The organism is Bacterioplanoides pacificum (assembly GCF_042648445.1).
Taxonomy (GTDB): domain Bacteria; phylum Pseudomonadota; class Gammaproteobacteria; order Pseudomonadales; family Oceanobacteraceae; genus Bacterioplanoides; species Bacterioplanoides pacificum.
Genome location: NZ_JBHRYB010000015.1, coordinates 148,182 through 169,776, shown reverse-complemented (window position 1 = coordinate 169,776; position 21,595 = coordinate 148,182). Strand labels below are relative to the sequence as shown.

Sequence of the window (21,595 nt, the reverse complement as noted above, 5' to 3'; positions counted from 1 at the left end):
ATTCACTATGCCAACCGAATCGGTTTTCACCCCATCTGCGACGCCATTAACACCCGCTCCTGGTGGAAAAAAAATTGCCATCATTGGTTCCGGTATTGCCGGTTTAACCTGCGCTTATTTATTAAATGGTCGCCATGATGTGCACCTGTTTGAAGCCAATGACTACCTCGGAGGCCACACCCAGACCACCGATGTCCCGGTAAACGGCACCAACTATCCGGTGAATACCGGCTTTATTGTATTCAACGACTGGACCTACCCGAATTTTATCGAGCTAATGGATCAGCTGAAGGTGGCCAGTGAAGACTCCGACATGAGCTTCAGTGTAAAAAGCCCGCTGACCGATATGGAATACAACGGCCACGATTTTAATTCACTGTTTGCCAAGCGCCGCAACCTGCTGAATCCTAAATTCTGGCTGATGCTGCGCGATATTCTGCGCTTTAACAAAGAAACCAGTGCCGAGCTGGCCGCGGATGAAATTAACCGCAATGAAACGCTGGGCAGTTACCTGCAGCGTAAGCAATACGGCGATTATTTCCGCCGTTATTACATCATCCCGATGGGTGCGGCGGTCTGGTCAGCCAGCGAAGAAATGATGATGTCATTTCCGCTGTACTTCTTTGTGCGCTTTTTTAATAACCACGGCATGCTCAGCGTTGATGACCGCCCTCAGTGGCGCGTGATCAGTGGTGGCTCGCGCTCATACGTTGAAGCCATCGCCAAACGATTGCCGGAAAATCAGGTATTCCTCAACACCCCGATTCAATCGGTTGAGCGCCTCAGCCATGGCGTCGAGCTGACCTACAACCACCTGGGGGAAAAATGCCAGAACCACTTTGATGAGGTGATCTTTGCCTGTCACAGCGATCAGGCACTGCACATGCTCAGTGATGCCACCCATGTTGAAAAACAGGTGCTGGGTGCTATCCCTTATCAGATGAATGAAGTGGTGTTACACACCGATGAAACCATTTTACCGAAGCGCAAAGCCGCCTGGGCAGCCTGGAATTACCACATCGACGAGAACACCAAGCAACGCGACACCGTTGCCGTTACCTACTACATGAACCGGTTGCAGAATTTTGACCACTGCCCGAAACATTTCTGCGTCACACTGAACAAAACCGAAGATATTGATCCGGCCAAAATTATCCGTATTTTCCAGTACGCCCATCCGGTGTTCACCATGGAAGGCATGTTGGCGCAAAAAAATCATCACACCATTAACAATAAACACCACACCCACTTCTGTGGTGCTTACTGGTTTAATGGTTTTCATGAAGACGGCGTCAACAGCGCGCTGCGGGTGTGTGAATCGTTTGGCATTACGCTGAAAAATCATCACCCGGACGATGCCTGGGTTAACCAAAACCACACGTCAGACCGCACCTCAAACCGCACCTCAAACCGCAACTCAAACCGCACTACAGACCAGGCCGCAGCGGATAACAGCGGGAAGGTTGCCTGATGAATAGCCTGGTGGACTCCCCGTTTAACAGCCGCATTTACAGTGGCTGGGTGCGGCATCGTCGTTTTACCGCGGTAAACAATACCTTCCGCTATCGGGTCTTTATGGTGATGCTCGACCTGGATGAGGTGGATGCGATCTTTAAGCTGTCACCCTTTTGGTCGGTGCGCCGCTGGGCAGCGGCGCGTTTCCGCCGCCAGGATTATTTTGCCGGGCAACAGCCGCTCAGCCAGGCTGCAAGGACGGCGCAGGATTCTCAGGCCGCAGAACTGAAGCAGGCCGTCATCAGTCGCTTTTATCAGGACACCGGGCTGCGTGCCAGCCGCGTGTGTGTACTGACCAATTTGCGCTATTTCGGTTATCTGATTAATCCGGTGTCGTTTTATTACTGCTACGACGATAACAACCGCTTGTTGGGCACCCTGGCGGAAATCACCAATACGCCATGGGATCAGCGTTTTCATTACACCCTGATCGAACACCAGGCTGAGCAAGCTCAGGCGACACGCGCAATTGCTCCCAGCCGGGTGTTCAGCGATGCTCAGCAGCATAAAAGCGAATATCGCTTCGCCAAAAGTTTTCATGTCTCGCCGTTTAACCCGATGCAGATGAGCTATCGCTGGGTGATGCAGCAACCGGGCGATGAATTACTGATTCATATGGAAAACTACGCCGCCGCTGATGACAAACAACAAAACCAGGCCGACGACCAGCCACAGCGCCACTTTGATGCCACCCTGCGGCTGACGGCCGAGCCTTTTACCCGTGCCAGTATGCACCGCGTTATTCGCCAATACCCAATGATGACGCTCAAAGTGGTGGCCGGAATTTACTGGAACGCACTGAAACTCTGGTTACGTCGTTCACCGTTTTACGATCACCCTCATAACGATCCGGAGCAAACCCTGCGTCAGCAGCTGAGTCGCTCGGATCATACCGCGGGCCAACAACCCTCTTCGTTATCCACTGCGCTTCAGAAGGAGTCGTTGCAATGAAATCCACTACTGTTAAATCCACCCCCAGCACTCAGCCATCGATGCATTGGATTGACCGATTATGTCGCAACGGCCTGTTCAGTACGCTGGAAAAACTGCACACCGGCAGCCTGACCATTGTCGAAGGTGATCAGCGTTTTGTGTTCGGCCAACCGGAAAACAACGGCGATTATGCCAAGCACCAGTGTGAAATTGAAATTCACGATTTTGAGGCCTACCGCAACATTGCCTTATACGGCAGTGTCGGCGCCGGCGAAGCCTACATGACCGCCGACTGGAGCAGCCCCGATCTGCCTATGGTGATTCGGGTACTGGCGCTCAATAAAGACGTGGTGGATCAGATTGATGGCGGCTGGGCCACAGTCGGTAAAGTGGCACTGCAGTTTTTCCATCAGCTGAATAAAAATACCGAAAAAGGCTCGAAGCGTAATATTGCTGCACACTACGACCTCGGCAACGATATGTTCGAGCTGTTTCTAGATCCGACCATGATGTATTCCAGCGGTATTTTCCCCAGTGACGATGCCACTATGGAAGAAGCGTCGGTGTACAAGCTCGATCGTATTTGTCAGAAACTCGATCTCAAGCCGGGTGACCATCTGGTCGAGATCGGCACCGGTTGGGGATCCATGGCGATCCACGCTGCCAAGCATTATGGCTGTCATGTCACCACCACCACCATTTCTGAAGAGCAGTTTGCCTGGGCAGAAGATAAGGTCCGTGCCGAAGGCTTGCAGGATAACATTACGCTGCTGAAACAGGATTATCGGGTATTAGCCAGCGAACGTGCCGGCCAGTTCGATAAACTGGTATCGATTGAGATGATTGAGGCGGTGGGTTATCAGTACCTGAATACCTACATCGATGCCTGCAGCGCGTTATTAAAAGACAACGGCGTGGCACTGATTCAGGCCATTACCATCGATGATCAGCGCTACGAACAAGCCAAAACCGAAGTCGATTTTATTAAACGCTATATTTTCCCCGGCAGTTTTATCCCCTGCGTCACCGCCATTCAAAACGCGGTTACTCAGGCATCGGATATGAAAATGACCCATATGGAAGATATTACGCCGCATTACGCCCGCACCCTGGCGGCCTGGCGCGAGCGCTTCCTGGCCAACCGCGATGCCATTAAAGCGCTGGGCTACGACGACACCTTTATTCGCCTGTGGGATTTTTATTTCGCCTATTGTGAAGGGGGTTTTGCCGAGCGGGTCATTGGTGACGTGCAGCTGATGTTCGCCAAACCACGCAACCGTCGCACCCCGGTGCTGGGAAAGCTGGCTTAACTTATGAGCTGGTCAAATGTATTCAGCCGCCCGACTCCCTGGCTGAAAACCGTCATTAACGCACTGTTGTTTCAGGCTTGCTGGCTGGCCTGTGTAATTGGCGGAGACCCCTGGGCCTTTGCCGCACTACTGCTGTTGTTGGTGGTACACGCCGGATGGTTATTAACTCGGCAGGAATTCTCCCGGGAACTGGTCATTGTCTTACCGGTTATCAGCGCCGGTATTGCCTTTGATACCCTGCTACTGCATGTTGGCTGGCTGAGTTTTGCCGATCACAATTCGGCGGTGATTCCGTTCTGGCTGATGGTATTGTGGCTGGCGTTTGCCTGTACCCTGCGCCATTCCCTGGCGGGGCTTATTCGCCGTCGCTGGCTCGCCCTGTTATTAGGAGGCCTGGGAGCCCCCTGGAGTTATTATCTCGGCGATAAACTGGGCGCCGTTAATGCCACCACCGAAGGCTTAATTGCCATCGGTTTATTTTGGGGAGCGTTACTGCTGTGGGTCTGTGCGCAACTGCGCCGACCCGTACTGAACAACCCGGGAGAGACACTATGAACTGGCAGCCGTTATTGAAATGCTTACCGGGCCTGTTACCAAGAACGCGTTCAGTAACAAGATCACGCATAGTCACAAGCCGCTTGATGTTCACAGTGTTGCTATTGCTGTCATGCAACAGCCAGGCAAAACAGCTGATTAATTATCTCGGCGAAGCGCGGGCACTGGATGATGCGGATACCGTTTTGTATCGCGAGGAGCATCAGTTGTGGCAACAACAAGATCAACAAACCGGCCAGTGGCGACCGCTCAGACGTCTGGTGAATTATTATTCCGCCGACGGTGAACTGATCGCGCAAAAACGCAATGAGTATCCGGGCCTCGCCAGTCAGCCGGATTTTATACTGATGGATTTTCGCCAACCTTATAAAGAAGAGGCAAAACGCACCGATAAAGGCCTGCGCCTGACCTTATCGGAAAACGGCGACGTCAGTCGCGATATCGTCAACGACAGCGACTACTCTCTGGTGGTGGATGCCGGCTTCGACGATTTTATTCGTGCCAACTGGACGACACTGCTGGCCGGCGACAGCGTGCCCTTTAGCTTTGCCTCCGCCGCACGCCAGAGCAGCGTTAATTTTGAACTGCAGGCGCAAAACCCGGATGCCAGTAACAGCGAACCACTGAAGCTGACAATGACGTTAAATTCTGCGTTACTGTCATGGCTGCTGGACCCGATTGAGCTGGAGTATCACCGCCAGACTCAACAACTGCTGCGCTACCGTGGTATCAGCAATATCCCGGACGCCAACGGTGATGGCCAGCAGGTCGATATCCGTTATCGATACTTCCATAAAGATTCAGCTTCTGTTAATACTGACCAGCCACAATAACCGCCAGCGTTCGTTAAACAGGGAAATACCATGGCTTTTTCACCGACACGTTATTTATTGGCTGCCACCATCAGCAGTGCCTTGCCCACAGTGACACTGGCTGCTGAACAAACGGAGAGCAGCAGCGACACGGACAGTGTCAGACTGGACAGCGTTCAGGTACAGGGTGAAGAAGCACCGCTGACAGAAATATCTACCGACAAACTGTTGCGGGTACCCGGCTCCGGTAATGACCCGTTAGGCGCGATCGACAGTTTACCCGGTGTGGTGTTTGCCAATGGTAATCGCTCAGAGCCGGCAGTACGGGGGTCGTCACCGGAAGACAACGCGTATTACGTCGACTTTTTACCCGTGGGATATATTTTTCACCTGGATACCAGCAGTATTCTGAATGATAACGTGGTAAAAGACTTTACCCTGGAAGCCGCTGCCTTTGGCCCACATTACAATAACGCCACCGGCGCCGTCATTGATGCTGATTCGCGCCTGCCCTACCAGGACCGCGGCCAGACGGTCATCGATGTCAGCCTGTTAAAAGCCGGGATTTTTGTCGAAAATCAGGTCAGTGATGATCAGGCGTTTTATTTTTCTGCACGCCAGAGTTTATTTCAGTATTACATCGAAAACTTCCTGGATGAGGAAGATTTTGAATTCACCCAGGTACCGGAATTTTACGATTATCAGGGTAAATACAGCTGGCGTATCAGCGACAGCGAAAGCCTGACGTTTCAGGTGATTGGTGCACGGGATAAAGGCGCTGTTTTATTCGCCGAAGATTCCGATACCGTGTTGCAGGACCCGGGCCTGGAAGGTGGCATTCGCTTTGAACAGTTTTTTAATACCCAGGGGCTGGTATGGGATAAATTATACTCGTCCGGCATGACCCATAAAATCGGCATTTCCCAACTGGAAGAAAAGTTTGCCTTTGGTATTGGTGCCGACAACCGCATTGATGTCAAAGTGAATTCCTACCACCTGCGTTCCCAGTTTACCTATCCGCTGAATTACGATCATGAATTGCAGTGGGGTCTGCAATATAAAGAAGCACAAACCGGCTATAACGGCCGTTTCTCGGCCCCCAATTGCGATGGGTTTGACCCTGACTGTCGCATTGTTGATGGCACCGATACGTTATCCGGTAAAGGGAAACCTGTGATTAAAACCTGGTACGCCAACCTGGCGGATGCCTGGTCGGTTACGCCCTACTGGACGTTAACCCCAGGTGTGTTGATTTCCACCGACGACTATACCGACCAGAACTTTACCGAACCGCGCCTCAACAGCCGTTGGGAATTTACCCCGGGCTGGGCTTTTACCTCAGGTTATGGCCAGTACCATATACTGCCGGATAACTTTGGCGCTTATACGCCGGAATTTGGTAACCCGGAACTGGATCAGCCAACCGCCGATCATTATGAACTGGGTATCGAAAACGAACTGGCCAATGATTTGTTCTGGAAAGTGGAGGTGTATTACAAAACTCTGAAGGACATTATTATCGGTCGCCCGGGTCCGGAACTGTATAACTACGATCTGGAGCAACCCGCTGATCTGGCCGCTTATAATGCCTTACCACGTTATACCAATGACGCTGACGGCCGCGCCTGGGGCATGGAATTCTTTATCAATAAAAACCTGACCGATAAATGGTACGGCTGGTTATCCGCAGCGTATTCGCGTACCGAACGGAAAGACCAGCTGACCGGTGACAATTTCCGTTATAACTACGACCAGCCGGTAATCATTAATATGGTCAGCAACTACCAGTACAATAAAGACTGGCAGATTGGCTTTAAATGGCGCTTTCAGAGCGGTCAGCTGGTTACACCAATCATCGGAGCTGAGTTTAATCAGACAAAAAGTGACAAAGCTGGTCGTGATGTATATGACCCAATTTACGCCGATCTCAATTCCGAACGATTAAAAGCCTATCACAAGCTGGATATCCGCGCCGACCGCACCTTTATATTCAAATCCTGGGAAATGGACTTTTACGCCGAAGTGCTGAACGTCTATGGCCGCCAGAATGTGGTGGACTACGAATACGAAGGAGACGACTACAGCAAACGCAACGAGGTTACCGACCTGCCCACCATTATTTCATTTGGTATCAAGGCCAAACTCTGACCGGCAAAGCGGCCGCTGGCTTCAGGCTAGCGGCCAATATGGATCAATAACAAAATTATCATACCAATTGTTCCATAAACCTTTTAATTTCTGAAACAGCCCCCATACTGTGAATCATTGTTACCCTGAGGTCAGAAGAATATGTTGATCGGTAAACGTGAAGAATTTGATCTGAACGAAATGGCCATTTTTGTTCATGTGGTGGAAGCCGGTAGCTTTACCGGTGCTGCCAAAAACCTGGGGCTGCCTAAGTCCACGGTGAGCCGTAAAATTACTCAGCTGGAAGAGCGACTGGGCGTGCGCCTGATTCAGCGTACCACCCGCAGCCTGCGCCTGACCGATACCGGCAATGCCTATTATAACCACTGTGCCCGCATCCTCAGCGAAATAGAGGAAGCGAATATTGCCGTCACCCAGATGCAAAGCACCCCCACCGGTACCTTGCGCATTACCGCTCCGGTGTTGTTTGGTTCGACGGTGCTCAGTAGCCTGGTGGCGGAATATATGGAACAACACCCACAGGTCAGTATCGACCTGACGTTATCCGATCAGAAGCTGGATCTGGTACAGGAAGGCATAGACATCGCTTTCCGCGTTGGTCAGCTGGAAGACTCCTCCCTGATTGGTCGTCATCTGGGTGACGTACGTGGCCTGTTATGTGCCAGCCCGGACTATCTGCGTCGCCACGGTTCCCCTAACCATCCGAACGATCTCAGCGATCATATCCTGTTATCCAGCCCGGACTGGAACAGCTGGGGCTTTATCGGTCCGGATGAACAGGAGCATACGGTGCAGGTTAAACCGCGGCTGCAGGTGAACGACTTTGCCAGCCTGTATACCCTGGCACTGTCGGGAGTCGGGATTGCACCGCTGCCAATGATTATTGCCGCTTCCGCCATTCGTTCTAAGAATCTGGTGCCGGTATTATCTGACTGGCCGTTTGAAACCAGTCCGATCCATGCGTTGTACCCAAGCAATCGTCACTTATCAGCCAAGGTACGCAGCTTTGTTGATTTTGTCATTGAAAGTGTGCGGCCAAATCCGCCGTGGGAAGTGGAACTTGCTGAAGCCAGTCATTCTCTGAAGGACAATAACGACAGCCGTTCCTTACAATAATCCACAGGAGTTCCGCCATGGCTACCCTCGCACCGCAACTCAAGCTACACAGCCGGTTGCAGTCATCGCAGTGTGGCGGAACAAAGCCGTGATGCGGCGCGTCATCCGTTTGCCACGCTGGCATTTTTTGAACTGCAGCCGGATGATACCGTGGTGGAAATCTGGCCCGGCTGAAACTCAGCAGGGGCTTTAGTTGCCGGACGCTCGTGTTAATCAGTCGCTGCCGAATAAATCGCGGGTATACACTTTAGCCGCCACATCCTGCAGATCATCGGCCATCCGGTTCGCAACAATCACATCCGCTTCAGCTTTAAAGCGGGTTAAATCACGTTCCACCCGGGAGCGGAAAAACTCATCCTCTTCCATGGTCGGTTCGTAAATCACCACCTCAATGCCTTTGGCCTTGATGCGTTTCATGATGCCCTGAATGGCTGATGCGCGGAAGTTATCCGAGCCGGACTTCATCACCAGCCGGTATACCCCAACAACACTGGGATTACGGGCAATAATAGAATCGGCAATAAAATCTTTGCGGGTGGTATTGGCATCAACAATGGCACGCACCATGTTATTTGGCACGTCTTCAAAATTCGCCAACAACTGCTTGGTATCTTTGGGCAGACAATAACCGCCGTAACCAAACGACGGATTGTTGTAATGGCTGCCGATACGCGGATCGAGACCAACCCCTTCAATAATCTGCCGGCTGTTGAGACCATGTACTTCAGCGTAGCTGTCGAGTTCATTAAAATACGCTACCCGCATCGCCAGATAGGTATTAGAGAATAATTTAACCGCTTCGGCTTCGGTGGATTCGATAAATAACTGATCGATATCCTGTTTAACCGCACCGCCTGCCAATAAGCCGGCAAAGGTACGCGCCCGTTCGCTGTCTTCACCAACAATAATACGGGACGGGTATAAATTATCGTATAACGCTTTGCCTTCGCGCAGAAATTCCGGCGAAAAAATAATGTTATCGCTGCCGGTTTCCTGTTTGATACGCTGGGTAAAACCCACCGGCACCGTCGATTTAATAATCATCACCGCCTGTGGGTTTTGTTGCATCACATCATTGATGACCGATTCCACACTGGAGGTATTAAAATAGTTGGTATCGACGTCGTAGTCGGTAGGCGTGGCGATAATGACAAAATCTGCACCGTCGTAGGCACTGCTTTTATCCAGAGTGGCGCGAAAATTCAGATCATCGCGCTGTAAAAATTCTTCAATTTCTTTGTCCACAATCGGCGACTGACGCTGGTTCAGTAAAGCCACCTTGTGTTCATCAATGTCCAGTGCCACGACTTCATTATGTTGCGCCAGTAACATGGCATTGGATAATCCGACATAGCCGGTTCCGGCAACGGTCACTTTCATTTGTTTACTCGCTGTATCACAACTTCGCCAGTTCGCCGGCGTTTTACGTTAAAAAAACGAGGCTCACAATAACACCCCGGTTGCGTTGCGACCAGTCGCAACTGCGCCAGCTGTTATTGTCTGCCATATTTATCCTGTAAGCGGATAATATCGTCTTCGCCCAGATAATCACCGGACTGCACTTCAATCATTTCCAGCAACTCCGGCCCCGGATTCTGCAATGCATGGATTTCTCCGGCCGCGATATAGGTCGATTGATTTTTTTCCACCCGATAACTCTGATCGCCACGGGTTACCCAGGCACAACCGGCAACCACCACCCAATGTTCTGCCCGCTGCTGATGACGCTGTAATGAAATTTGCTCACCGGCACGGACACAGATTTTTTTGACCTTATAACCCGGCCCCTCGGTCAGCACATTATAATGCCCCCAGGGCCGGTACACCTGACGCAGGCGCGCTTCGTGTGCGGTTGCCGGCAAGCTGGCCACCAGCGATTTAATATCCTGTGCCCGGCTTTTATCAGCCACCAGCAGGGCATCTGCGCTATCCACAACCACCAGGTTATCCACCCCGGCCAAAGCAATCAGGCGCTGATCACCATAAATCAGGTTATCATGGCTGTATTGCAGTTCCGTGTGGCTGCTTTGCCCCATACAGACATTACCCTGTTCGTCTTTATCACCCAGCTGCCATAACGCTGACCAGCTGCCGATATCATCCCAGCCACAATCCAGTGTCGCGACGATGACTTCGCCCTGCGCCGCCAGCGGTTCCAGTAGCGCATAATCCACCGCTTCAGCCGGTGCACAGGCAAACGCGTGAGCGTCCGGCCGCAGAAAGTCCAGATCCTGCTGCGGCTCGGACATCGCCCGGGCACAGGCATCCGCCATCGCCGGACAGTACTGCTGTAATCTCTGCAGATACACATCAGCGCGCAGCACAAACATGCCACTGTTCCACAGGTAGCCCTGGTCAATAAACTGCTGAGCCCGCCGGACGTCCGGCTTTTCAACAAACGCCTGAACCGGCGACAAACGTTCACGGCTGGCGGGCTGAATATACCCAAAACCGCTTTCTGCCCGTGTTGGCAGTACCCCCAAAGTACCCACTTTCCCTTCTTGTTGTACCGCCGGTAATAAGCTGGCTACCGCCCGCAAAAACGCCTCCGGATCAGCGATCAGATGATCAGCCGGTAACACCAGCAGCACAGAGGCAGGATCGCCACTTTGCCGCTGTAACTGATGCGCCGCCAGGGCAATCGCCGGAGCGGTATTACGCCCTTCGGGTTCCAGCAGTATGGTCGCCGGGCAGTGCAACTGACGCAGTTGTTCAGCGGCGATAAAACGATGTTGCTCGTTACAGATCAGCAACGGCTCTGCCAGTTCGGCAGCCACCAGCCGCCGGACAGTCTGCTGCAATAACGACAACGTTTGCCCCAGCTGAAGGAACTGTTTTGGAAAGTCACTGCGGGAAGCAGGCCATAAACGGCTGCCATTGCCGCCGGCCAGAATTACAGGATAGATCATAGGCCGCGATTATAAGCGGCCCGGGCGTGTTAGCACAGCCTTGTCTCAGTGCATCCGGCCGCCACCGGGCAACTGCTTTAACAGTGCCTGCAGATTGTCGGCATCAACATGGCCCTGACTGAAAACGGTATCCACCTGATTGAGGAAGTCTTTTAAACCACGGTCAAGGCGTATGCCATCGTTAAAAATGCGGTTGGTGTCCAGAATGCCGTGCTCCATAATTTTCTGCAGCGCCGCTTCCTGATGTTCGTCCATGCCAAGAAACTGGATACTTTCTTCCACACCATCGGCCATATTCTCCACCACGTCAGCGATATCCCGCATCACGGCCTGGTAGGAATCATCCACTTCGCTGATCATATCGCGCATCTGCGCAGTCATACGTTTCACCAGCGCACTTTCCAGAGACAGATTCTGCAGATTATCGATCGCCACCAGACGAGCGTGTGCCCCCTGCAACAGCGAAAAAACGTTATCTTTGATGGCGCCGTATTTTTTATCGTCATGCAGCGGCATGTTTTTAACCAGCAGTGACACCGTTTCGTAATTCATGATGGAACGATGGCCAAAATCGACATAACGCCCCTGATCGCGGCACTCCATCAGCAACACCGACTCCATCGCTTTGGCCATGCCATTGGCTTCCATATTTTTAACCCCGTGTTCGCTGCGCATCTGCAGGCTGCAGCTGAGGCCATAATTCTGTAACGCCTGGAATAACCGCATGCCCAGCTCATCCAGGTTATTACAGCGGTTACAATCGAGCAGGAACTGTACATTCACCCCCAGGTCAGAGGTATCCGACATGGCGATAAACGCCATTTCATTGGCTTGCTTCAGCTGGGCTTTCAGCTGGTCGTTGGCCAGCTTATTCATCACCACGCGGTCGATGCGGGCCCGCAACTCCCACATTGCATCACTTTCGATCAGATCATCGAAGCCGGCATCAAAGGCATCCATCCGATCCGCCAGCCGATCACGATCGGCCAGCATCACCAGTGGAATTTGCCGCAGAATTTCCTGTTCTTTAATTTGCCGGCAAACGCCGATTGAAGCGGCCAGACCACTGTTTACTGCGTTAATCAGGATGGCATGACAAGGCTGGTCCACGGCGCCGCTGAGCAAAGCATTGATGTCAGCGACCGCGATCAGCTGGTAGTGTTCGCCCAGCTGTTGTTCCAGTTGTGGGTAGTTGGCCTCCCCGATCACCACGACACAATAATCCATTGGCACTCCCTGTTATGATCATTTATTCAACAGGTTTAGCCAAAAAGCGCCGTCATTGCCAGCAAAGACCGGATGTTCAGGTAAAGCGATCTGCTTCCCGCAGAACACCGACCATTTGGTTATAAAAATCTCCGGTTAAATCAGCAGAAGCTCTTTAGCACGATGTAACGCCTGGGTGCGGCTTTTAGCCCCCAGTTTCACATTGATTTTACGCGCATGGGTTTTCACCGTATGCAGAGAAATAAACAGCTGATCGGCAATTTCCTGATTGGATAATCCCTGGTCGATCTTACGCAGCACTTCCAGCTCACGTTCACTGAGAGACACGTTAGCCGGCAACAAGGGCGCATCTTTTTCCGCCGCCAGGCTGGCCTGCTGCAGTTGCGGAATCCAGCGGTTAAGGTCCATACCAATGTTTTCCCGCTCCAGCACCTGTTGCAGATAACGCAGCTGGGATTCACTTTCTGCAGGCTTACTGCCCCGTAATGCCACCGCCCGGAACATCATCACCACCACACTCATCAGGCTCTGATTATTGTTGCGTAACCAGGCGTCAGCCTCAGCGATACAGGCTTCCGGATGATTGCCCACCAGATAAAGCCGGGCCCGGGTGGCGGCAATAAAGCCGGGTAACATCGGGAACACATCCGAGCGGGTCAGCGGCCCGTCGGCCTGCATTTTGATAAATTCATCAATGTAACTCTGAGCACGGGATAACTTACCTTCAGAGATCCAGACATTGGCTTTGATCATCGCCAGCCACTGATAACTTTCAACCCCGACCTGCCAGCGCTGCATCAGCCGCTCAGCCTGATCGAGTAAGTCCAGCGCCCGGTCAAATTGTCCGGTTTCCGTATGTGCCATCGCCAGTAAGGCATAGCCATAACACACAGCGATATCATGACCACTGGTACTGGCTGCCACTCCCTGCTGCATCATATCGATCAGCTGGTCACGGTTTTCTCCCATCAGCCACAAAACAAAGGCTTTATAAGACAACAACCGGCCAAGCGACACCCCACAACGTTCGTTGTGCTCCTGCATTAACGCCAGGCCCTGTTCAATCACCGCCAGGCTGCGTTTGATATGGCCACGGTTCAGCTCGATCCGGCCATAATCGAATAACACCTGAGCCTCCATCGCCGGTACCTGATACTGACGCGCCAGATCCTGGGCAAAACGGTTCCAGATACGGGCGCCATCGGCATCGTGGTGCATCAGGCACAACAGCGACAACGTGCTGCTCATCAGAATACGTACGGTAAAACGATCGGCGGGCAGGTGTTCCAGCGCGTATTTACATAACTCTTCAGCCCGCCGGGTCTGGCCATCAAGCCGTGCCAGATAACCTTCCAGCGCCGCTTTTTCATAATCGGCTAAACGACGGTCATTCAGCAGCCGCTGTACCAGAGGTTCTGCTTTTTCCCGTTGCTGGGTAAACAACCACGACCAGGCAGCGACCTGCATCAGCCGGGGCGAGGCGTGTAGCAGTTCATCACCCAACACATCAAACCATTCCAGCATCGCCGGAATATCCAGGCTGCCAATCAGGTATTCCGCCTGTTGCTCAACCCAGGGCACAATTTCATACGCCAGACCGGCCTGCCGGGCATGATGCAGCGCCGCCATACGATCGCGGCCGGTGCGTAACCAGTCAAACGCTTTGCTGTGCAAGGCATGGCGCACCGGTTCAGATAACTGATGACTGAGCAAACCGGCCATCACCGGATGCATGCGATACCAGCCCGGCTGGTCATCGAGGGCTTCGAGAAACAGATTATGGTTCAGGCTGATCTGCAGTTGCTGATGGTAGTCACTGGCGCCGAGACAATATTGCAATAACGCATCGTTAAAACGCCCCAGTACCGCCGCCTGCTGAATAAAACTCTGCAACTCCGGGGCTAATTCATGCAGGGTTTCGCCTTGCAGATAATCACTCATTTCCTGTTGCCCCAGCAGCACCGGCGGCTCGGCCGGCTTACCCAGAGCACGATAACACCCCAGCCACAAACTCAGCCCGGCAGGCCAACCCTGCAGACGGCTGTTCAGCTGTGCCACCAGCCGCCCGGCCTGAGGAATGTCGTTATGCATCAGAAAGCGTTGTACCTGATCGTCGGCGAATGCCAGATCCCGACTGCTCAGCCAGCTCAGTGCCGGCTGTAAGCGCAGGCTGGCTAATGGCTGGGGTAAAAAGCGGCTGGCTAATAACAAGGTGACATTGGCCGGGCGTTCACGGATCAGGCGATCCACCAGCTGCAAAGCAACGCCGCTGGTCAGGCGGTGAACATCGTCCAGACACAACAACAGCGGTTGCTCCAGTGTGGCGATTTCTGCCAGCCACAATAACAACACCTGCTCGCTGCACAGCGGTCCGGCTTCACTGGCAAATTGCCAGTGAGCCAGGGCATTGGTTGCCACCCCTTCGTACTGGCGTTCACACACTTCCAGCAAATTCAGCAGAAATGACGGCGCTGGTTGCCGCTCGTCAGTCGCCAGGTTGTCGCGTTCATCACAACGAAACCAGATCACCCCGGCGCCCGACTGCTGTTGTGCCAGCAGGTCGCAATATTCACTCATTAACAGGGTTTTGCCGTATCCGGCGGCACAATTCAGCCAGACCACATCAGCCTGCTGAAAGGCATCCGTCAGTATGCCGGCCCGGGGCCAGAAACGATCACCGAACAGCGGCCGTTTACTTTTGCTGTGCAGCCAGGCTTTTTGTGCCCGCTGGTGCAGATCCTGCTGCCAGTGGCCAGCATCCGGCTGCCCGGCGTCAAAAGCCGCTGAAGCCGCCTGATCCGGTTTTTTTGTTGTGTTCATGCGGGTCAATGCGAAATAAAAACAGCCGGTATAGAAACACGCTTATTGCGCCAACTCAATGACGCAAAATAGCGGATTACATTTTTTAACCTGTGGTGTTCGCCGCAAAAGCGCCACCGCCCGGGGTATGAATGCAGAAAACATCACCGGCTTCCAGAGTCACGTCAGCACAACCTGACAACCGTTCCAGCCGTCCCTGATGGCGCTTAATAAAATTAACGCCGACCTGACCCGGCCCTCCGCCGTTGAGTCCGAAGGTCGGCACCCGGCGGTGGCCGCTGATGATATTGGCGCGCATATTTTTTAAAAAACGGATATGACGTTCAACACCATCACCCCCGGGATAATACCCCTCACCACCGGACATCGGCCGGATATGAAACCACTCCAGCATCACCGGATAACGTTGTTCCAGAATTTCCGGATCCGTCAGCCGGGAGTTGGTCATATGGCTGTGAACCGCACTGGCACCAGCCCCCCTGGCACTGGCTCCGGTACCGCCACACAGGGTTTCGTAATACTGGTGCTGCTCATCACCAAAAGTGAAATTATTATTGGTACCCTGACAGCCGGCCATCAATCCCAGCGCCGCCATCATACAATCCGTCAGATATTGTGCCGTTTCCACATTGCCGGAGACCACCGCCGCCGGATAAACCGGGGCAAGCACCGATGCCGCCGGAACACGAATGGTTAATGGCCGGAAAAACCCGGCATTCAGCGGCATGTTTTTATCCACCAGCGCACGGAAGCTGTATAACACCGCGGCATAAACCACAGAAGTCGGGGCGTTAAAGTTTCCCGGGTGCATTAACTGATCAGGCCGGTAACCGCTGCCGGAGAAATCAACCAGGGCTGTTTTTTCTGCCGTGTTGACTTCGATACTGACCGTAAAACGGGTGCCGTCATCCATATCGTAAGAAAAACGACCATCCGCCAGCGTACTCAGGCAATCGCGCAGTGTTTGTTCCGCATTATCCTGTACGTATTGCATATACGCAGATACGGTATCCACCCCGTATTCATCACAGACGCGCAATAATTCACTGGCACCTTTTTCACACGCTGCCAGCTGTGCCATTAAATCGGCAATATTCTGTTGCGGATTGCGAGCCGGATAACGGGCCGAGGTTAACGCCGTCATGATGCTGTGCGTCTGGAACTCGCCCGCACGCATCAGTACCAGGTTATCAAGCAATACCCCTTCCTGTTCGATATGACCGCTGTTGGCCGGCATCGAACCCGGGGTAATGCCACCAATGTCAGCATGATGGCCACGGGCAGCGACAAAAAAATCTGGTTTTCTGGCTGCCGCAGAAGGCCCGACAAACACCGGTTTCACAACGGTTACATCGGGTAAATGCGTACCGCCGTTATAGGGAGTATTCAACACAAACGCATCACCGGGTCGCATGTCCTGATGATCTTTCATGACCACTTTAATGCTTTCACTCATTGAGCCTAAATGCACCGGAATATGTGGCGCATTAGCGACCAGTTCACCACACTGATCAAATAAGGCGCAGGAAAAATCCAGACGCTCTTTAATGTTGACACTGGTAGCGGTTTTTTCCAGCACAAAGCCCATCTGCTCCGCCACCGACATAAAAATATTATTAAATATTTCCAGCCGTACCGGGTCGTTTTTAATTCCCTCTGAGGCCGCCGGCAGCGCTGTTGTTTGCCGACATTTTTTCAGTACCAGCGCACCGCTGTGCAAAACTTCCAGGCGCCAGCCCGGCTCCAGCACAATGGTGCTGTTGGCGTCGGTAATCAGCGCCGGACCTGTTAAGGTAAAACCGGCGGGCAGTTGCTCCCGCTGATAAACAGCGACCCGGTGGTTATGACCGGCGGAGAATAAATCACACTGTTCTTTTATTTCCGCTTCAGCCGTTGCCAGAGTTAAAACTTCGGGCTGATAACCACCGGCCACCACTTCCAGCTGTACCGCATCCAGCAGCAGATTTTTATCCGTGTGTACAAAACCAAATAACTGCTGATGTTGTTGTTCAAATTCCGCACGCATTGTTTGCGCATCAGCGTATTGCAGCAACAGATGGGTATCAGAACCGTCATAGCGACAATAAGCACGACGTTGTTGCCGGCCGTCAGACAGTGGAACCTCGCTCTGCTGAGCCAATTGCTGATACGCCAGTTCGGCTTTTTCCAGCGCTTGGGTCGCATCGGTTGTTAAACACTGCTCCACCGCGTCTTCACCTAACCAGCGCTGTTCCGCCAGACCAATGCCATAAGCCGATAACACTCCGGCCAGCGGATGCAGATAAACGTTATCCATCCCGAGCGCGTCTGCCACTAAACACGCATGCTGAGCCCCGGCACCACCAAAAGCATTGAGTGCATAATGCTGAATATCGTACCCACGCTGTACGGAAATCTTTTTTACCGCGTTGGCCATATTATCCACCGCGATGGTTAAAAACCCTTCAGCAATCTGTTGCGGAGTTAATTGTTCGCCGGACTGACATTCAATCAGCTCTGATAACTGACGGAATTTCTGTTCCACTACAGCCTTATCTAACGGCTGATTTTGCTGTTCACCAAACACCCGGGGAAAATGTTGCGGCTGAATTTTTCCCAGCAAAACGTTGCAGTCAGTCACCGTTAACGGACCTCCGTTGCGGTAACAGGCCGGTCCGGGAAAAGCGCCGGCAGATTCCGGCCCCACCTGAAAACGACCGTCTGCATATTTCACGATGGAGCCACCCCCGGCCGCCACGGTGTGAATATTCATCATCGGCACCCGTAGCCGGATGCCGGTCACCTGGGTTTCCGTTTCACGTTCCAGATCTCCCTGGCCGTCTGCACTTCCGGCATAATGGCTGACGTCCGTCGAGGTGCCCCCCATATCAAAACCAATCAGCTGATGAAAACCATCCGCAGCCGCAGTACGCACCATGCCCACCACACCACCGGCCGGGCCGGATAACACCGCATCTTTACCATGAAAGGCAGCGGCATCGGTCAGGCCACCGTTGGATTGCATAAACTGCAGCCGGGTTTCGCAGCCATCACTTTGTTGCGCTAAGCCGTCTTTCACCTGTTGCACGTAGCGCTTTAATACCGGAGACAAATACGCGTCTGCGACCGTGGTGTCACCGCGGGGCACCAGTTTAATCAGCGGGCTGACCTGATGAGATAAAGAAATCTGACTGAAGCCCATTTGCCGGGCAATTTTTTCTACCTGCAATTCATGTTGCGGGTATTTATAGGCGTGCATAAACACCACCGCCAGTGACTGGTAACCCGCCTCCTGCACTTCCCGCAGAATGACCTGAACCCCTTCTTCATCCAGCGGCATATCGATACTGCCGTCGGCTAATATCCGCTCCGGCGCCTCATAAACACAACCGTATAATAAATCCGGCTGGTCAATATGAATGGCAAAAATATCCGGCCGGGTCTGGTAACCAATTTCCAGCTGGTCACGCAACCCGCGGCTGATTAACAGGCAGGTATTTTCCCCCTTACGTTCCAGCAACGCATTAGTGGCCACCGTCGTGCCCATTTTTACCGCATCAATCCGTGCGTCGAATTGTGGAAATTCCGCCTGCAGCCGACGAATACCTTCCACCGCGGCATCCGGATAATGCTGAGGATTTTCCGACAATAATTTGCGGCTGATTAACTGCCCATCCGGGCGGCGGGCGACGATATCGGTAAAGGTACCACCACGATCAACCCAGAATTGCCATAACGATGTATCGGAAGCGGAAGGACGGGGAAATGACATGAAGAAAACGCCTGCAAACAGCCACAAAAGAGCCGATAGTAGGCAGCCACCCGGCGGAGTTCAACCATATACAAACGTTATAGCTCAGACTCCAGCGGCAGCCAGCCCAGCAGCCAGGACTGTAAACGACGCCACACACCAGCTTTGGGATCCCGGCGATACCACCGCGATTTGCCACCTTCGCCGGCCTCCTGCCACAGCAACTGACCCTGCTGCCAGCTCAGGCGATAAGCCTGCTGCGGCAGCTCCGCCAGCAATGTCTGATACGCATGTGCCGCCAGCTGGGGCTGATCGATCAACAAACCGGTTTCGGTGTTATGCACCACGCGGATCAAAATTCATCGACCCGACAAACAGATAACGCTGATCAGCAATTAACATCTTGGCGTGTAAACTGGCAGACGACGAACCGCTCCAGTGGCTAATCCGCCCGACCCGGGAATCCGGCTTCAGCTCCCATAACGCCACTCCGGCCTGTAACAAGGCGCGGCGATAGTGTTTATAGGCCGAATGCACCGCCGGTACATCCGTTGCCGCCAGCGAATTGGTTAAGACCGTGACCTCCAAACCCCGCTGCACCAGCTGCTTCAGATAGGCAACTCCGGCTTCCCCCGGAACAAAATAAGGCGACACCAACAACACACTCTCGCGGCTCTGATCACTCAACTGACGCACACCGGTTAATAACGCCGACCCGCTGCCGGGCTGCAGCAGTTTGTCCGGTGTATCCGCCAGCACAAAAGCACGACCGTTATACATACGCCGTCCGACCTCATGGGTCAGCAGCTCCAGACGTTGTTTAAGCGCCTGAATATAGCGGTGTTGCTGCTGTTGCTGAACCCAGCTTTGCAGGTCACTGCGCAAGGCTTCCAGCTGCTGTGGCCGGACCGCAGATTGATTCAGCTGCTGTACCGGAAACGTGAGCGGGCTGTTCCAGTAACGATCAAACAAGGCGGAGCTGTCGCTCACCACCGGGCCACTGAACAACACATCCAGATCACCAAAAATCACATCATCACGGGCGGCATTAAAATATTCATCACCGATATTGCGCCCTCCAACCAGCGCCATCAGGTTATCGGAGATCAGCGCTTTGTTATGCATCCGCCGGGTTGAGACACCGTAACGGCTGATAAACTGCAACTCGCGGGAATAATCACGCCGGAACGGATTAAACAGCCGGACGGCAATATTTGGGTGCACCGCCAGTACCGCAAGCGGACCGTCTTTGCCGCGACTGGTCATATCATCCAGTAATAAACGCACCCGCACCCCACGATCAGCGGCCTGCAACAACGCCAGGGTTAATACCCGGCCGGTAAGGTCATCGTGGTACAGGTAATATTGCAGATCCAGACTCTGGCGCGCATTGCGGATCAGCACCAGACGGGCAAGAAAAGCCTCCAGGCCATCCGCCAATAACGATAACTGTGCTTCCTGGCCGGTAGTGGTGCTGTGCGGTTGCCAGGATAAAAACGGCGATTCGGCCGGGGCGGCTGAATAATAATCGGCAGCAGGATGGGAATACTGCGGGAAACCGGCGCAGCTGCTGAGGCAGCCCGCCAGTACGATGAATGCTGAAAGGTTATGGCATATGCGCCACATAGGCGGCCACATCTTTCAGTTCCTGTTCGCTGAGATTCTGCACCACCGACGACATAGGTGAGTTTTTACGTTCCGGATCTTTGTGCAGGAACTTCATCAGCGTCAGTTCCAGATATTCATACGGCTGACCGGCAATGCGTGGGTATTGCTGACTGCCATGAGCGTCACTGCCGTGACAGGCGAAACACATCGACTTATACAGCTTTTCACCCCTGGGATTACTCTCAACCGGCTGCTGCCGTGGGGTAACCGGATTCTGGGAAAAATAAATGGCAATGGCGATGCGGTCATCTTTACTCAGGTGACCGGCCAGCTTACTCATCACATAATCTTTGCGGCTGCCGTTGGCAAAATGTTCAAACTGGGTGAACAGATACAGGGCATTCTGACTGGCCAGATTAGGAATATAATCCCGCTTGGAATTACCATCATCACCGTGACAACGGAAACACAGCTGGCCACGTTCACGGCCATCTTCAACCGCCGCCTGCATCAGCGCAGTATTGTTCTGGATCAGATTCATTTCCACCAGCATGTCTTCCGCTGTTTCAGCGGCCGCCGGCAGGGCCACACAACAAATGGCGGTCAGCAGGGTGCGGAGTAATTGCTTCATATGTACGGTTTTTCTGTTTTTTACATGATGAGACGCGAAAATACGCGGGATGTCGGCGCAGGCCAAGGGACAATGCTCGCCAAGCTGTTGAAATTATCACCTTGCCTGACCTGCATCAAGAATCACTATTCTGTCCTTTATAAATACCCAAAATCACGCCGTACTTAGGTCGCGGACCAGATCTGCCAGCCGGCCAACGGCCGAAACACGTTATCTGGTGTGAACCCGCAGCGGTTTCAGGTAAACTTTCGCGCTTTATTATTCCTTCTTATTATTCGTGT

Annotated in this window: 15 protein-coding genes; 7 read left to right on the top strand and 8 right to left on the bottom strand. The window is 53.0% G+C overall.

Translation table 11 applies throughout. The features are described 5' to 3' along the window. Positions 1 to 7 precede the first annotated feature (7 nt). The 7 genes from ACFOMG_RS15690 to ACFOMG_RS15660 all read left to right on the top strand — a co-directional run bounded on the left by ACFOMG_RS15690 (position 8) and on the right by ACFOMG_RS15660 (position 8,389). Positions 8 to 1,471 (top strand): NAD(P)/FAD-dependent oxidoreductase, encoded by a 1,464-nt coding sequence (locus ACFOMG_RS15690; RefSeq protein WP_376868009.1) that lies wholly within the window; start codon positions 8 to 10, stop codon positions 1,469 to 1,471. Beyond that, the gene (locus ACFOMG_RS15685) at positions 1,471 to 2,466 is read left to right on the top strand and encodes a DUF1365 domain-containing protein (protein WP_376868008.1); all 996 of its coding nucleotides are present in this window, start codon (positions 1,471 to 1,473) and stop codon (positions 2,464 to 2,466) included. The genes ACFOMG_RS15690 and ACFOMG_RS15685 overlap by 1 nt, the downstream gene beginning before the upstream one ends. Continuing rightward, a complete protein-coding gene (locus tag ACFOMG_RS15680) occupies positions 2,463 to 3,758 on the top strand; it encodes a class I SAM-dependent methyltransferase (RefSeq protein WP_376868007.1) in 1,296 nt (431 codons plus the stop codon). Before ACFOMG_RS15685 ends, ACFOMG_RS15680 begins: the two co-directional genes overlap by 4 nt. Positions 3,759 to 3,761: 3 nt before the next feature. Continuing rightward, positions 3,762 to 4,313, top strand: coding sequence for a DUF2878 domain-containing protein (locus ACFOMG_RS15675; RefSeq protein ID WP_376868005.1), 552 nt, complete (start codon positions 3,762 to 3,764; stop codon positions 4,311 to 4,313). A gap of 86 nt (positions 4,314 to 4,399) precedes the next feature. After that, positions 4,400 to 5,146 (top strand): hypothetical protein, encoded by a 747-nt coding sequence (locus tag ACFOMG_RS15670; RefSeq protein WP_376868004.1) that lies wholly within the window; start codon positions 4,400 to 4,402, stop codon positions 5,144 to 5,146. A 30-nt stretch (positions 5,147 to 5,176) separates the two neighbouring features. Next, a complete protein-coding gene (locus ACFOMG_RS15665) occupies positions 5,177 to 7,273 on the top strand; it encodes a TonB-dependent receptor plug domain-containing protein (protein WP_376868002.1) in 2,097 nt (698 codons plus the stop codon). Between the two features lie 141 nt (positions 7,274 to 7,414). After that, positions 7,415 to 8,389, top strand: a complete 975-nt coding sequence (locus tag ACFOMG_RS15660; protein WP_376868000.1) for a LysR family transcriptional regulator — start codon at positions 7,415 to 7,417, stop codon at positions 8,387 to 8,389. A gap of 213 nt (positions 8,390 to 8,602) precedes the next feature. Here ACFOMG_RS15660 and ACFOMG_RS15655 read toward each other — a convergent pair whose 3' ends face one another. The 8 genes from ACFOMG_RS15655 to ACFOMG_RS15620 all read right to left on the bottom strand — a co-directional run bounded on the left by ACFOMG_RS15655 (position 8,603) and on the right by ACFOMG_RS15620 (position 21,314). Further along, the gene (locus ACFOMG_RS15655; protein WP_376867998.1) at positions 8,603 to 9,769 is read right to left on the bottom strand and encodes a nucleotide sugar dehydrogenase; all 1,167 of its coding nucleotides are present in this window, start codon (positions 9,767 to 9,769) and stop codon (positions 8,603 to 8,605) included. Positions 9,770 to 9,882: 113 nt separating this feature from the next. Continuing rightward, on the bottom strand, positions 9,883 to 11,298 hold the full coding sequence (locus ACFOMG_RS15650; RefSeq protein ID WP_376867996.1) for a mannose-1-phosphate guanylyltransferase/mannose-6-phosphate isomerase: 1,416 nt from the start codon (positions 11,296 to 11,298) through the stop codon (positions 9,883 to 9,885). Positions 11,299 to 11,343: 45 nt separating this feature from the next. Beyond that, positions 11,344 to 12,525: a hypothetical protein gene (locus tag ACFOMG_RS15645; protein WP_376867992.1), complete on the bottom strand. Its 1,182-nt coding sequence runs from the start codon at positions 12,523 to 12,525 to the stop codon at positions 11,344 to 11,346. Positions 12,526 to 12,660: 135 nt separating this feature from the next. Beyond that, positions 12,661 to 15,345: a LuxR C-terminal-related transcriptional regulator gene (locus tag ACFOMG_RS15640; RefSeq protein ID WP_376867991.1), complete on the bottom strand. Its 2,685-nt coding sequence runs from the start codon at positions 15,343 to 15,345 to the stop codon at positions 12,661 to 12,663. An 85-nt stretch (positions 15,346 to 15,430) separates the two neighbouring features. Next, positions 15,431 to 19,096, bottom strand: a complete 3,666-nt coding sequence (locus ACFOMG_RS15635) for a hydantoinase B/oxoprolinase family protein (protein ID WP_376867989.1) — start codon at positions 19,094 to 19,096, stop codon at positions 15,431 to 15,433. Between the two features lie 77 nt (positions 19,097 to 19,173). Continuing rightward, positions 19,174 to 19,422, bottom strand: coding sequence for a hypothetical protein (locus ACFOMG_RS15630; protein WP_376867987.1), 249 nt, complete (start codon positions 19,420 to 19,422; stop codon positions 19,174 to 19,176). Beyond that, a complete protein-coding gene (locus ACFOMG_RS15625; RefSeq protein ID WP_376867986.1) occupies positions 19,412 to 20,713 on the bottom strand; it encodes a phospholipase D family protein in 1,302 nt (433 codons plus the stop codon). The genes ACFOMG_RS15630 and ACFOMG_RS15625 overlap by 11 nt, the downstream gene beginning before the upstream one ends. Next, on the bottom strand, positions 20,682 to 21,314 hold the full coding sequence (locus ACFOMG_RS15620; protein ID WP_376867985.1) for a c-type cytochrome: 633 nt from the start codon (positions 21,312 to 21,314) through the stop codon (positions 20,682 to 20,684). The genes ACFOMG_RS15625 and ACFOMG_RS15620 overlap by 32 nt, the downstream gene beginning before the upstream one ends. Positions 21,315 to 21,595: the final 281 nt, after the last annotated feature.

What these genes read in the sequence shown, in the direction of transcription:
- ACFOMG_RS15690 (WP_376868009.1), top strand. Translation starts at nt 8, where the DNA reads ATGCCAACCGAATCGGTTTTCACCCCATCTGCGACGCCATTAACACCC.
- ACFOMG_RS15685 (WP_376868008.1), top strand. Translation starts at nt 1,471, where the DNA reads ATGAATAGCCTGGTGGACTCCCCGTTTAACAGCCGCATTTACAGTGGC.
- ACFOMG_RS15680 (WP_376868007.1), top strand. Translation starts at nt 2,463, where the DNA reads ATGAAATCCACTACTGTTAAATCCACCCCCAGCACTCAGCCATCGATG.
- ACFOMG_RS15675 (WP_376868005.1), top strand. Translation starts at nt 3,762, where the DNA reads ATGAGCTGGTCAAATGTATTCAGCCGCCCGACTCCCTGGCTGAAAACC.
- ACFOMG_RS15670 (WP_376868004.1), top strand. Translation starts at nt 4,400, where the DNA reads ATGTTCACAGTGTTGCTATTGCTGTCATGCAACAGCCAGGCAAAACAG.
- ACFOMG_RS15665 (WP_376868002.1), top strand. Translation starts at nt 5,177, where the DNA reads ATGGCTTTTTCACCGACACGTTATTTATTGGCTGCCACCATCAGCAGT.
- ACFOMG_RS15660 (WP_376868000.1), top strand. Translation starts at nt 7,415, where the DNA reads ATGTTGATCGGTAAACGTGAAGAATTTGATCTGAACGAAATGGCCATT.
- ACFOMG_RS15655 (WP_376867998.1), bottom strand. Translation starts at nt 9,769, where the DNA reads ATGAAAGTGACCGTTGCCGGAACCGGCTATGTCGGATTATCCAATGCC.
- ACFOMG_RS15650 (WP_376867996.1), bottom strand. Translation starts at nt 11,298, where the DNA reads ATGATCTATCCTGTAATTCTGGCCGGCGGCAATGGCAGCCGTTTATGG.
- ACFOMG_RS15645 (WP_376867992.1), bottom strand. Translation starts at nt 12,525, where the DNA reads ATGGATTATTGTGTCGTGGTGATCGGGGAGGCCAACTACCCACAACTG.
- ACFOMG_RS15640 (WP_376867991.1), bottom strand. Translation starts at nt 15,345, where the DNA reads ATGAACACAACAAAAAAACCGGATCAGGCGGCTTCAGCGGCTTTTGAC.
- ACFOMG_RS15635 (WP_376867989.1), bottom strand. Translation starts at nt 19,096, where the DNA reads ATGTCATTTCCCCGTCCTTCCGCTTCCGATACATCGTTATGGCAATTC.
- ACFOMG_RS15625 (WP_376867986.1), bottom strand. Translation starts at nt 20,713, where the DNA reads ATGTGGCCGCCTATGTGGCGCATATGCCATAACCTTTCAGCATTCATC.
- ACFOMG_RS15620 (WP_376867985.1), bottom strand. Translation starts at nt 21,314, where the DNA reads ATGAAGCAATTACTCCGCACCCTGCTGACCGCCATTTGTTGTGTGGCC.